Here is a 13,679-nt window from a genome sequence, read left to right as displayed (position 1 = left end):
AACAGGTTCTGTCCTCGATAACTAATGACATATCTTATATCAGTTTTTTCTGTTTACACAAAACTTGAAACGCTCTCTCTGAAAAAGCACCCGGGTGAGTTTTTCCTTCCCCGGGTGCTTAATTGTTCTTATTCTCTGCCATTGCTATTGGCTTGTTATACTACAAAATTCTTTTGGAGAATATACAGTAAACTTTGCCTTTTTATAGTCTTTAAGATTTCGAGTCACAATACAATCCATTTTTTCTCTGATTCCAGTTTCTATCATTACAGCATCTTCATAATCAGAAATTGTTGATGATAATGCCAAACAGATATCATTAGATGTTGTATCTAAAATTTCGACGATAGAAAAAAGTTTTTCTAATGTTTCTCTTGTTACTGAATCACTATGAGTTATACGATGAATTAAGTAATAAATATCGGTAACAGATTTTGCAGTAATATTATCCATTAATCTCCCCAGACCCAGCGAGCATAAAGACTTTTAAAGCACTTTCGGCAAAAGGCTGCCGTTGTTGAAGGAAATCCACAACTACACAAGTATCAATTAGGACTTTCATAAATTTTTGAGCCTTTCTTTTTGGGCATCTTCTAAAGTGACTGTATTGGGAATGCTGCCATAAAGCTCTTTCACAATATCTAATTTGTTTTTATATGGAGACGTAATTTTTGCAATGATTTTGCCGTTTTTGGAGATATAAATATCTTCGGTTGCAGCTTGATCAAGGTATTTCCCTAAATTCGATTTAAGTTCAGTAGCTGTAATTGACATATGCAAGCCTCCTTTTCATTTTCTGTGTCAATCATAGCATATTCGCATGATTCAATCAATGTTATCGTACGATTTTATCAATGTTTTTGCCAATACTGCTTTGTACGATACGGCTATATGCTTTTGACTGTTCTGTCGGACGCAAGAACTGTTTTATATTGCTGTAGTTTACAAAAAAATGAGCCTTCTGATTGCAAAAAAATAGTATGGCTGTAATTAATGAATTGTTAATGAATAATTTATGTAGCTGTAGTTTATGAAAAATTTATTGTTTTCTGTACAGGAAAGTGTTAAAATAGATAAGTGTATCATTCGCCTGTTAATAGAAATAGGGATAGGATACATATGAAAGGCAATAACAAAACGAAAATAATAATCAGGAGCATCTATTTGCACCTGTCAAGAGGAGTAGATTCATGAGCATGTTTTCAAAAATATTCGGGACGCACAGCCAGCGAGAGGTAAAACGTATTCTTCCACTGGTGGACAAGATCGACAGCCTGCGCCCGGAGATGCAGAAATTAACAGATGAAGAACTGCGTGACAAAACAAGAGAATATAAGAAACGCCTGGAAGAGGGTGCCACACTGGATGATCTTCTGCCGGAGGCTTTTGCCACTGTACGTGAAGCTGCCAAGCGTGTACTGGGTATGGAGCATTACAGGGTACAGCTGATCGGTGGTATTATCCTGCATCAGGGACGTATTGCTGAGATGAAGACAGGTGAAGGTAAGACATTGGTATCCACACTGCCGGCATATCTGAATGCTCTGGAAGGCAAGGGCGTGCACATCGTTACAGTCAATGACTATCTGGCAAAGCGTGATGCTGAGTGGATGGGCAAAGTGCATGAGTTCCTGGGCCTGACCGTAGGTGTTGTACTGAATGACATGAAGCCGGAAGAGCGCCGTGCTGCATATGGTTCTGACATCACTTATGTAACTAATAATGAACTTGGATTTGACTATCTTCGTGACAACATGGTTATCTATAAAGAGCAGCTTGTACAGAGAGATCTTCACTACTGTATCATTGATGAGGTGGACTCTGTATTGATCGATGAGGCACGTACACCTTTGATCATTTCCGGCCAGAGCGGTAAGTCTACCAAGCTTTACGAGGTCTGTGATATTCTGGCACAGCAGTTGGAGCGTGGTGAAGCCAGCCATGAGATGACCAAGATGGCAGCCATCATGGGCGAGGAAGTTATCGAGACAGGTGACTTTGTAGTAAATGAGAAGGATAAGATCGTCAACCTGACAGAACAGGGTGTTAAGAAGGTTGAGAAGTTCTTTAATATTGAGAACCTTGCTGATCCGGAGAATCTGGAGATCCAGCACAACATTATCCTTGCACTTCGTGCCCACAATCTGATGCACAGGGACCAGGACTATGTGGTTAAGGATGATGAGGTTCTGATCGTTGATGAGTTTACCGGACGTATCATGCCGGGACGCCGTTATTCCGATGGTCTGCATCAGGCGATCGAGGCTAAGGAGCATGTAAAGGTTAAGAGAGAGAGCAAGACACTTGCTACTATCACATTCCAGAACTTCTTTAATAAATATGACAAGAAGGGCGGTATGACCGGTACAGCCCTTACCGAAGAAAAAGAGTTCCGTGATATTTACGCAATGGACGTTGTAGAGATCCCTACTAACCGTCCGGTACAGCGTAAGGATCTGGATGATGCTGTGTACATGACCAAGAAAGAGAAGTTTAACGCAGTTGTGGAAGCAGTCAAAGAAGCACATGCAAAGCAGCAGCCGGTACTGGTTGGTACGATCACCATTGAGACTTCCGAGCTGATCAGCCGTATGCTCCGCAGGGAAGGCATCCAGCACAATGTTCTGAATGCCAAGTTCCATGAGTTGGAGGCTGAGATCGTAGCACAGGCCGGACAGGCAGGTGCAGTTACCATTGCTACCAACATGGCAGGTCGTGGTACAGATATTAAGCTTGATGATGTGGCAAGAGAGGCCGGCGGACTGAAGATCATCGGTACAGAGAGACATGAGTCCAGACGTATCGATAATCAGCTTCGTGGACGTTCCGGACGTCAGGGGGATCCGGGAGAATCCCGTTTCTACATTTCCCTGGAAGATGACCTGATGCGTCTCTTTGGTTCCGAGCGTTTGATGAAAGTATTCACATCTTTGGGTGTGGCTGAGAATGAACAGATCGAACACAAGATGCTTTCTAATGCCATTGAGAAGGCACAGGAGAAGATCGAGTTCAATAACTTTGGTATCCGTAAGAATCTTCTTGATTATGATGCTGTTAATAATGAGCAGCGTGAGATCATTTACAAAGAACGCCGTCAGGTTCTGGATGGTGAGAATATGCGTGATGCCATCTACAAGATGATCACCGACATTGTAGACAATACAGTGGATATGTGCTTTACAGATGATGTGGACTCAGAAGAGTGGGATCTGGAAGAGTTTAATTCTGTTCTTCTTCAGATCATTCCTATTGAGCCTCTTACCAAAGAGGTGATCAAAGGCAAGAGAAAGAATGAGATCAAGCACTTTGTAAAGGAAGAAGCTGTAAAGCTTTATGAAGAAAAAGAGGCTGAGTTCCCGGAGCCGGAGCAGCTGCGTGAGCTGGAGCGAGTGATCCTTCTTAAGAGCATTGACAGCAAGTGGATGGATCACATTGATGATATGGAGATCCTTCGCCAGGGTATCGGACTGACAGCCTATGGCCAGAGAGATCCGGTTGTTGAGTACAAGATGGCTGCGTTTGACATGTTCAATAACATGATCACATCCATTCAGGAAGATACTGTACGGATGCTGTATCATGTACATGTAGAGCAGAAGATCGAGCGTGAGCAGGTTGCAAAGGTAACTGGCACCAACAAAGACGATACCAGTGTGAGAAAGCCTGTACAGCGTAAGGAAATCAAGGTATATCCGAATGATCCGTGTCCATGTGGAAGCGGAAAGAAATACAAACAGTGCTGTGGAAGAAAAGCAGCCAACGTGTAATCATGATTGTGGTGTTTTGACACCAAAATCATAATATGTGATGCAAATGCCCCTCAGGCTCTAAAGAGCTGAGGGGCATTTATTAAACATTTTTTTATAGGCTCTGGAAAAGGTGGTGTAATCGGAAAAACCGCTTTGTGCGGCTGCTTTGATCACAGGCATGCCTTCACTGATCAGATCACGAGCCAGAAGAAGACGTTTGCTGTTAATATAACTGTGCAGAGTATAGCCTGTTTCAGATTTGAATTTTCGCATCATATGGTATTTGCTAAGGTAGTACTTTTCTGCAAGCACATCCACTGAAAGATCAGCAGTCAGATTGTGGTTGATATATTGAAGCAGCTCCTGGATCTGCTGGTCGCAGGTATAGGATTTTTGATCAAAAATATATTGCTTTTCCAGAAAGATCCGGTTCAGGTACACCATAAACTGGGAAAAAAGAGCATCGCTTAATATGTCATTACCGAATTGAGTACTTTTCATGGAGGCCTCCAGTTCAAAAAGAATTTCTTTCAGCTTTTCCTGCATCCTGCTTTTTAAACGAATCAGGTTAAAGCTTCGGTCACTGGCCTTCTGGAAACATTGGGTCAGTGATTCTTTTTCCAGGTCATCCCTGATCCACAGCACAAAACGTTCATATGGAAGAGAAGGCAGGATTTCCGGCTTGTGGATCGCATGCTGATTAACCAGAAGGATATCCCAGGGCTTCAGATGATAGGCTTTTCCCTCAATATGATAGGTAACTTTTCCGGATAAAAGAATCACCACTTTGTGGAAGTCATGATAATGAAAGGGAAAGATTCGGTCTTGCTGGTCCCGGATATGGAAAAGTCGGAATGACTGGTCCAGATATCCTGTTTTTTCTGTTGGCTCCTGGTCATAAAACATAAACACACCTCCGTATGTCAAGCCCATTTGGTATCCTAAAGACATTTGCTCACAACATTATCCTCACAACATTATTTTATACATTGAAAGCATTTTTTGCAATATGTATGGCATTATATTCTATGTACAATGCGAAAACAAACAAATATACTATAGGTACCAGGATTGCAGAGGTGCGCAGTAGAAGTATGTCATGCAATTGCATGACGCGCACCTCGCAGCAAGAATGCCGAGGCATTCTTGAATGGGGAAAAGGAGCAGGCTTATGACAGACAGTATTGTTATGACAAAATATCAGGGACTTGGTAACGATTATCTTGTTTTGGACGCAAAAAAGAATAAAGTGCAGCTTCAGGGAAAAAAGATTGCGATCTTATGTCAGAGAGGCTTTGGCCTGGGGGCAGACGGGATCCTGTACGGTCCTGTAGAAATTAACGGGAAAATGGGTGTGAGGATCTTTAACTCAGACGGCAGTGAATCTGCCATCAGCGGTAATGGCGTAAGGATCTTTGCAAAATATCTAATGGATCAGGGCTATGTGCATGGAAATGAATTTTCCATAGAAACAGAGGCCGGAACAATGGAAGTAGAGTGCCTGAATGCCAGGGCAACAGAATTTCGGGTAAAAATGGGGAAAGCTTCTTTCATATCCAGGGAAATCCCTGTAACCGGAGAAATCCGGGAAGTGATCAATGAGCCTTTTGTATTTCATGGTCAGGAATACAAGGCTACCTGCCTGACCGTGGGAAATCCTCATTGTATCATCTTTACAGATCAGATCAGCCGGGAAAAGGTGGAAAAGCTGGGACCCTATGTGGAAAATGCAGATGAATTTCCGGAAAGGATTAATCTGCAGATCTGCAGGCAGATCGACAAAGGAAATCTGGAAATAGAAATCTGGGAGAGAGGCTGTGGATATACAAAGGCTTCCGGTACTGGCAGCTGTGCAGCAGCTATGGCAGCTTACCGTTTGGGGATGATGGAACGTCGGATCAATGTGAACCAGCCAGGAGGAATGATCCAGATCGATATCGGAAAGGATGACACCATCTACATGACCGGAACGGTAGGGTATATTGCAGACATCCGCGTGGCAGAAAGCTTTTTCTCCTGAACTTCCTTTGAACTACCTCCTTTACGGGACGTTGACAAAATCAGCGTTATGACGTATTCTTTTCAGAAAGAATGATCAATTACGTTGCAGTGATATTCAGCAAGGATGATCATGCGGCAGTGAGTGGTTACTGCCGGCATCCGGATAGATAAGGATCCATAAAGGAGGAGTAAATGTCATCTACAGACACAGGTAAGGCCAGTGAATGGCAGACAGAAGAAATACAAAAAGAGATTCATAATACAGATTATAACAAGATTTATAATACAGGCAGCAACGAAGAACAACAGAATCCAGACGAAGATCATAAGGGGGTGCCCGCAGGGCATGCCCTTATTGCAATGAGTGGAGGTGTGGACAGTTCAGTGGCAGCCATGCTGATGTGCAAGGCAGGCTATGAGTGCATTGGCGTAACCATGAAATTATACGATAATGAAGACGTGGGACTGTCCAAGAATCACACCTGCTGTACACTGGATGATGTGGAAGATGCCAGAATAGTAGCACATCAGCTGGGAATGCGTTTTTACGTAATGAATTTTAAAGAAGACTTTTCCCATCAGGTGATCGACCGCTTTGTGGATGCCTATGAGCGTGGGGATACGCCTAACCCATGTATTGACTGCAATCGCTATATGAAGTTTGCAAAGCTTTATGACCGGGCCAAGGCAGTGGGCTTTGGTACCATTGTGACCGGACATTATGCACGGGTAGAATATGATGAGGAAAAAGGCCGGTGGCTTTTGAAAAAGGCAAGGAATCTGGCAAAGGACCAGTCCTATGTGCTTTATTTTATGACCCAGGATCAGCTGGCCCATACCAGGTTACCGCTGGGAGAATATGCAGACAAAGAGAAGGTCCGGGAACTGGCAGAAGAATATCATTTTGTAAATGCCAGAAAGCATGACAGCCAGGATATCTGCTTTGTGCCAGATGGGAATTACGGAGATTTTATTGAGAGACGCACAGGGAAAAAGTATGAAAGCGGAGACTTTGTAGACCAGCAGGGACATGTGCTGGGACAGCATAAAGGTCTTCTACGTTATACCATCGGCCAGAGAAAGGGCCTTGGGCTTGCACTTCCGGCTCCCTTATATGTGCGTAGGAAAGATATGGCCAAAAATCAGGTGATACTGTCCCCGGAAAAGGATCTTTATACAAAAGAGCTTTTGGCTAAGGACTTTAACTGGATCTCCTGCGAGCCGCCAAAGGAACCGATCAAGGTAACAGCCAAGACACGTTACCGTGCAAAGGAAGCACCGGCTATGGCCCAGGCACTGCCGGACGGCACGGTAAAGGTAGTATTTGAAGAGCCGGTACGTGCAGTGACAGGAGGTCAGGCAGTTGTACTTTATGACGAAGATGTTGTAGTAGGCGGTGGCACGATCCTTGGATAGAACCTGTAAAATAATTATAAAATTTGCCAAATGATATTTTACTTTATCTGCCTATGCGAACTACAAAATGCAATTCCAATGCAGTTGTTTTTTTGCCGGGGATATGCTAAAGTATAAGACAGCCTGGAAACAAAGGCAGTAAGCCTGTTTCCGCACAAATATAAGAAAGAAGGTGAAGCTGTGGTTGAATTAGACCAGTTCAAGAGCATTCTTGCAACGTATACAGAACCATTAGTGGAAGTGAGGGATTCACTTTGACCTGGCTAACAAAGAGCAGAAGGTCGAAGAATTAGAAAGGGAGATGGAAGCTCCCGACTTCTGGGATGACGCAGAGAAGTCCCAGCAGAAAATGAAAGAATTAAAAAGCATGAAGGATGACATGGAGACATATCAGCACCTGGTATCCCAGATGGAAGATATGGAGACCATGATCGAGATGGGTTATGAGGAGAATGATCCGGCGATCATTCCGGAGATTCAGGAGATGCTGGATGAGTTCCGCACAGATTTTGACAATATCCGTATCAAAACACTGCTTTCCGGCGAATATGACAGCGAGAATGCCATTATCAAGCTGAATGCAGGAGCCGGTGGCACAGAAGCCTGTGACTGGTGCAGCATGCTGTACCGTATGTATACCCGATGGGCAGACAGGAAAGGATTTTCTGTGGAAGTACTGGATTATCTTGACGGAGATGAAGCCGGTATCAAGTCTGTTACTTTCCAGGTCAATGGGGAGAATGCATACGGACTTCTGAAATCCGAAAAGGGCGTGCACCGTCTGGTACGTATTTCTCCGTTTAATGCTGCAGGCAAACGACAGACATCCTTTGTATCCTGTGATGTTATGCCAGATATAGAGAAGGATCTGGATGTGGAGATCAACGATGAGGATATCCGTATTGATACCTACCGAAGCAGCGGCGCCGGTGGACAGCATATCAACAAGACTTCCTCTGCGATCCGTATCACCCACTTCCCTACCGGGATCGTGGTACAGTGCCAGAATGAGCGTTCCCAGCACATGAATAAAGACAAGGCTATGCAGATGCTGAAGGCCAAGCTTTATCTGCTGAAGCAGCAGGAGGCAGAAGCCAAGCTTTCCGGTATCCGTGGAGAAGTAACCGATATTGGATGGGGCAATCAGATCCGTTCCTATGTTATGCAGCCATATACCATGGTCAAGGATCACCGTACCAACGAAGAGACCGGTAATGTGGATGCAGTGATGGATGGCGGCATTGATATTTTCATCAATGCATACCTGAAATGGATCGCCCTTTCAAAATAACCTGAAAATACAAGAACCCTCTTGCGGCAGCCCCTGAGGCTGTGGTAATATATCCATTGTTAGAAAACAAATGTTTTTGTAATACGGACAGAGGGACATGCATGGATAGAACAAACGAGAAAAAGAAATATTATGTAGTGACAGAGCGGGCTGTTCCGGAGGTGCTTCAGAAAGTTGTGGAAGCAAAGAAACTTCTGGATTCAGGCCGCGTACTCACTGTACAGGAAGCTGCAGAGCAGACAGGGATCAGCCGCAGCTCTTTTTACAAATATAAAGATGATATTTTTCCTTTCCATGAACAGGCCAAAGGAAAGACAATTACCTTTATCATACAGATGGATGATGAACCTGGGATATTGTCAAATGTACTGAAGTCCGTTGCAGAGTTTCATGGGAACATACTGACCATTCATCAGAGTATTCCCATCAGTGGCGTGGCTACGTTGACCCTAAGCGTAGATATCCTTCCGGGGGCCGGTGATGCTGAGGCCATGGTAGAGAACATTGAACAGACGGAAGGGATTCATTATCTTAAAATATTAGGCAGGGAGTAAACAAATGATCAACATAGCAGTTTTAGGATACGGCACTGTAGGCAGCGGAGTAGTAGAGGTGATCAATACCAACCAGGACAGTATTAACAGGCGTGCAGGAGATGAGATCCGGATCAAATACGTGTTGGATCTTCGTGATTTTCCGGGGGATCCGGTACAGGAAGTGCTTGTACACGATTATGAGACTATCGTAAATGATCCGGAAGTAGACATTGTAGTAGAAGTGATGGGTGGCCTGGAGCCGGCACATACCTTTGTGAAAAGAGCATTAGAGGCAGGGAAAAGCGTGGCTACCTCCAATAAAGCATTGGTAGCAAAGTTTGGTCCTGAGCTGATGGACATCGCCAGGAATAAGAACATTAATTTCCTGTTTGAGGCAAGCTGCGGAGGTGGTATTCCCATTATCCGCGCACTGAACCAGTCTCTTACAGCAGACCAGATCGACGAAGTGACAGGTATCCTGAATGGCACCACCAATTATATGCTGACCAAGATGGATATGGAAGGCAGCCGTTTTGAAAGTGTTCTGAAGGAAGCTCAGGAAAAAGGATATGCAGAGGCTGATCCTACCGCAGATGTGGAAGGATATGACGCATGCAGGAAGATCGCGATCCTGTCTTCCCTTGCATACGGGAAGTTTCTGAATTATGAAAAAATCCATACAGAAGGGATCACCAGGATCACTCCGGAAGATATGGAGTATGCCAGGGTTATGGGTATGTCCATTAAGCTTCTGGCTACAAGCAGGAAGCTGTCAGAGGATTCCTATTATGCAGTGGTTGCCCCCTTCCTTGTTGGTAAAAATAATCCGCTGTACAGTGTAAATGATGTGTACAACGGTATTTTTGTCCATGGAAATGTACTGGGAGATGCCATGTTCTACGGCAGCGGGGCAGGCAAGCTGCCTACCGCCAGTGCAGTAGTGGCAGATGTGGTGGATGAAGCCAAGCATCTTCATGAGAACATGCCAAATGAATGGAACGATCGGCCACTTCCCCTTGCAGATCCTGATCAGGTATCCGGACGGTTCTTTGTACGTGTGCAGACAACCGATCTTTCGCTGATCCGGAGTGTATTTGGGACTATAGAGCAGATACAGGTACCAAAGGCAGAAGGAGAGACAGGCTTTGTCACTGCACAGATGACACTTGGACAGTACAAAGCAAAAGCAGCAGAGATCAAAGCGGAGATCCTTTCCATGATCCGCATCAAGGACTGAGTGACCGGAGGCATATATGTTAATAGTTAAAAAATTTGGCGGTACATCTGTGGCAAATAAAGAACGGATCTTTCATGTGGCAGACCGGTGTATAGCAGAATACCAGAAAGGCAACGATGTAGTGGTTGTGCTTTCTGCAATGGGCAAATATACGGATGAGCTGATCAAAATGGCAAAGGACATCAATGAAAAGCCACCGAAAAGAGAATTGGATATGCTGCTGACCATTGGAGAGCAAATGTCTGTGGCGCTGATGGCCATGGCCATGAACCAGAGAAGGGTGCCGGCAGTATCCCTGAATGCATTTCAGGTGACTATGCATACCACCAGTGATCACGGCAATGCAAGACTGAAAAGGATCGATACCGAGCGGATCCGCAGGGAGCTGGAAAACCGCAGGATCGTCATCGTCACCGGATTTCAGGGCGTGAACAAATATGATGATTATACTACCCTTGGCAGAGGCGGCTCTGACACTACAGCAGTTGCACTGGCAGCAGCTCTTCATGCAGATGCCTGCGAGATCTATACAGATGTGGACGGAGTTTATACAGCAGACCCAAGGAAGGTGCCTGGAGCCCGCAAGCTGAAAGAGATTACCTATGATGAGATGCTGGATCTGGCTACCTTAGGAGCAGGTGTGCTTCACAACCGTTCTGTGGAAATGGCCAAGAAATACGGCGTGCCCCTTGTGGTGCGCTCCAGCCTGAACGACAGTGAGGGTACAGTAGTAAAGGAGGTAACAACCGTGGAGAGAATGCTGATCAGTGGTGTAGCCCTGGATACAGATGCAGTAAGGATCGCAGTGATCGGGATCAAGGATATGCCGGGTATGGCATTTAAGGTTTTTGATACACTTGCCAAAAAGAAGATCAATGTGGATGTGATCCTGCAGTCCATCGGACGGGCAGGCACCAAAGATATTTCCTTTACAGTAAATAAGGATGATCTTGAGGATGCAGTTGCCACTCTGGAAGAGAACCAGGCAAGACTGGGCTATAAAGAACTGCATTCAGAGAGAAACATTGCCAAGCTTTCCATTGTAGGGGCCGGCATGATGAGTAATCCGGGTGTGGCTGCTAAGATGTTCGAAAGCCTTTACAACGAAGGCGTTAATATCAATATGATCTCTACATCAGAGATCAGGGTAACGGTCCTGATCAATGAAAAGGATGGGATCCGTGCAATGAATGCAGTACACGATGCGTTTGGGCTTACCGACTAAAAGCCTGGAAGGGAGAAAACGATGAAAAGAAAAATGATGATTGCATTATTGATGGCAGCCAGCTTATGTACAGTATCTGTTCCTGTTATTGCACAGGAGACCGCAGGAACACAGGAAGCAGCGCAGACAGAGGAAACTGCTGAAGCACAGGAGACTGCAGTGACAGAAAACACAGAAGAAGCACAGCCTGCAGACCCGCATGCTTCCACTACTTTATCGGACAACATTTATGATTTTCAGCTGAAAATGGGAGATGATATCTGCCAGTTTCCTATGACCTATGAGGCTTTTACAGCTCTTGGATGGCAGCTTTCCGGCGTGGAAGAGGACGAAAGCGTACCCTCTAATTCCTACTATATGATCGATTTTGAAAAAGAGGGACTGCGGATTGGAGCAGAGGCTATCAACCTGGGGATCAATCAGGCATCTGTAAGCCAGTGCCTGATCGGTTCTGTGACTGTGGATGCAAGCAGCAGCTACGGAGTGGATCTTTCCAAAATGCCGGTAGAGCTTGCAGGCGGGATCCAGATGGGTACCTCCACAGTGGATGATATTAAGGCAGCTTATGGAGATCCTTCTGATGTATATGAAGGAGATTATTATACACAGATGACATACTCCAAGGATACTTATGAACGTGTGGAACTGTATGTATATAAGGACGACAACACATTGAAAAAAGTAGATGTGCGTAATTTCTCAGAGCCGGAAGATTTTGAAAAAGGTGAAGTAGATACATCCACACCGGATGTTGTATCTGAGTATCAGGCTCCCCAGGAACTGGGCAGTGATATGCTGGATCCGGTAGTAGAGTACTGTGGTGATCTTTACCAGCTACCTGCACCTGTAAGCGCTTTTGAGGCAAATGGCTGGGCGATCCAGGATGCAGCTGAGGACGCATATGTAGAAGGCGGCGGTCTGGAATTTATTGATATGATGAAGAATAACCAGAGCGTAAGATTTTCTATCTATAACAAAACATCCAATGCAGTTACACTGTCCAATTGCTTTGTAACAGAACTGGAGGTTGGAAATTATGACAGTGACAGCCTGAGCCTGAAGCTTTCAGGTGGATTTACATTAGGTGCATCCAAAAGTGATCTGATAGCAGCAGCACAGGAAAAAGGATATCTTTACGATGAAGAAAATGGTTATCTGACCATTTATGAGAGCGAGGATACCAAGATCGACACAAGAGCACAGTTCTGGTTCAATGAGGATAAGGATCCGGACACAGCTGCTGCAGTTACCTATAAGAATTATAACCTTCAGTAACACAAAAGGCAGCATGCCTGTGTCACTGGACCGGAGGAGAAGATGAGTGATTATATTCTGAGCTGCTGTTCAACAGCAGACCTTACCAAGGAACATTTTGAAAAACGTGGAATATCTTACATCTGTTTTCACTATCAGATGGATGGAAAACAGTATACCGATGATTTGGGACAGAGCATGCCTTTTGAGAAGTTTTATCAGGCAATGGCAGATGGGGCAGAAACAAAAACTTCCCAGGTTAATGCAGAAGAGTATCAGGCATATTTTGAAACATTCCTGAAGCAGGGAAAGGATGTGCTTCATGTGTGCCTGTCCTCCGGGATTTCCGGAGCGATCAATTCTGCTATGATCGCCAAAGAAGAACTGTCTCAGAAGTATCCCAAAAGGCAGATCCTGGTGGTAGATTCTCTTGGAGCATCTTCTGGATACGGGCTTTTGATGGACCAGCTGGCAGATCTTCGGGATCAGGGACAAAGCCTTCAGCAGGTTTATGACTGGGCCGAGCAGCATAAGCTGGAGCTGAATCACTGGTTCTTTTCCACAGATCTTACCTTTTATATCAAGGGCGGCAGGATTTCCAAAACCGCCGGCTTTATCGGCGGCGTGCTGAATATCTGCCCGCTTCTGAACATGGATGACCAGGGCAGGCTGATCCCCAGATTTAAGATCCGCACCAAGAAAAAGGTGATCCGTACCATTGTGGACAAGATGGAAGAATATGCCAGAGATGGCAGAGATTATTCCGGAAAGTGCTATATTTCCCAGTCCGGCTGTTATGAGGATGCCAGGGCTGTGGCAGACCTGGTAGAGGCCAGATTTCCCCACCTAAACGGAAAAGTTCTGATCAATTATGTAGGTACTACCATAGGAAGCCATACAGGCCCTGGTACTGTGGCTCTTTTCTTCTGGGGGAAAAAACGTACAGAGTAAGAAGCTGTTGCCGAATCGA

The 13,679-nt window shown here is 44.9% G+C and carries 12 protein-coding genes; 9 read left to right on the top strand and 3 right to left on the bottom strand.

Features of this window, described 5'->3' with window-relative positions; all coding sequences use genetic code 11:
• Positions 1-144: 144 nt before the first annotated feature.
• Together AB5916_RS13170 and AB5916_RS13165 are read right to left on the bottom strand one after the other, a co-directional pair.
• A complete protein-coding gene (locus tag AB5916_RS13170; RefSeq protein ID WP_368191339.1) occupies positions 145-453 on the bottom strand; it encodes a PIN domain-containing protein in 309 nt (102 codons plus the stop codon).
• Positions 454-558: 105 nt separating this feature from the next.
• On the bottom strand, positions 559-774 hold the full coding sequence (locus tag AB5916_RS13165; RefSeq protein ID WP_158421145.1) for a type II toxin-antitoxin system Phd/YefM family antitoxin: 216 nt from the start codon (positions 772-774) through the stop codon (positions 559-561).
• Positions 775-1,190: 416 nt separating this feature from the next.
• Between AB5916_RS13165 and secA the strand changes: the two genes are divergently transcribed.
• A complete protein-coding gene (gene secA, locus AB5916_RS13160; protein WP_158421144.1) occupies positions 1,191-3,767 on the top strand; it encodes a preprotein translocase subunit SecA in 2,577 nt (858 codons plus the stop codon).
• A gap of 60 nt (positions 3,768-3,827) precedes the next feature.
• Here secA and AB5916_RS13155 read toward each other — a convergent pair whose 3' ends face one another.
• On the bottom strand, positions 3,828-4,655 hold the full coding sequence (locus AB5916_RS13155; protein WP_158421143.1) for an AraC family transcriptional regulator: 828 nt from the start codon (positions 4,653-4,655) through the stop codon (positions 3,828-3,830).
• 244 nt (positions 4,656-4,899) lie between these two features.
• Here AB5916_RS13155 and dapF point away from each other — a divergent pair, with 244 nt between their 5' ends.
• The 8 genes from dapF (at position 4,900) to AB5916_RS13115 (ending at position 13,660) form a co-directional block, all read left to right on the top strand.
• The gene (gene dapF / locus AB5916_RS13150; RefSeq protein ID WP_368191337.1) at positions 4,900-5,769 is read left to right on the top strand and encodes a diaminopimelate epimerase; all 870 of its coding nucleotides are present in this window, start codon (positions 4,900-4,902) and stop codon (positions 5,767-5,769) included.
• Between the two features lie 173 nt (positions 5,770-5,942).
• Complete coding sequence (mnmA, locus tag AB5916_RS13145; RefSeq protein WP_368191336.1) at positions 5,943-7,166, top strand: tRNA 2-thiouridine(34) synthase MnmA; 1,224 nt, start codon at positions 5,943-5,945, stop codon at positions 7,164-7,166.
• A gap of 180 nt (positions 7,167-7,346) precedes the next feature.
• Positions 7,347-8,457, top strand: a protein-coding gene (gene prfB, locus AB5916_RS13140; protein ID WP_158421140.1) for a peptide chain release factor 2 whose coding sequence is annotated in 2 segments (ribosomal slippage) — positions 7,347-7,421 and positions 7,423-8,457 — 1,110 coding nt in all. Because the reading frame shifts where the segments join, the coding sequence is not laid out codon by codon here.
• 101 nt (positions 8,458-8,558) lie between these two features.
• Entirely contained in the window at positions 8,559-9,011 is a 453-nt protein-coding gene (locus AB5916_RS13135; protein WP_158421139.1) for an ACT domain-containing protein, read from the top strand.
• A gap of 4 nt (positions 9,012-9,015) precedes the next feature.
• Complete coding sequence (locus tag AB5916_RS13130) at positions 9,016-10,230, top strand: homoserine dehydrogenase (RefSeq protein WP_368191335.1); 1,215 nt, start codon at positions 9,016-9,018, stop codon at positions 10,228-10,230.
• Between the two features lie 16 nt (positions 10,231-10,246).
• Positions 10,247-11,455: an aspartate kinase gene (locus tag AB5916_RS13125; RefSeq protein ID WP_158421137.1), complete on the top strand. Its 1,209-nt coding sequence runs from the start codon at positions 10,247-10,249 to the stop codon at positions 11,453-11,455.
• Between the two features lie 21 nt (positions 11,456-11,476).
• Entirely contained in the window at positions 11,477-12,730 is a 1,254-nt protein-coding gene (locus tag AB5916_RS13120; protein WP_368191334.1) for a hypothetical protein, read from the top strand.
• A gap of 42 nt (positions 12,731-12,772) precedes the next feature.
• Positions 12,773-13,660, top strand: coding sequence for a DegV family protein (locus AB5916_RS13115; protein ID WP_368191333.1), 888 nt, complete (start codon positions 12,773-12,775; stop codon positions 13,658-13,660).
• The last annotated feature ends 19 nt before the right edge of the window (positions 13,661-13,679 follow it).

Origin of the sequence: Blautia sp. 1033sp1_1033st1_G9_1033SCRN_220408 (assembly GCF_040929965.1) — a bacterium.
GTDB classification, from domain to species: Bacteria; Bacillota; Clostridia; order Lachnospirales; family Lachnospiraceae; genus Blautia_A; species Blautia_A ammoniilytica.
This window is presented reverse-complemented; position numbering and strand designations above follow the sequence as displayed.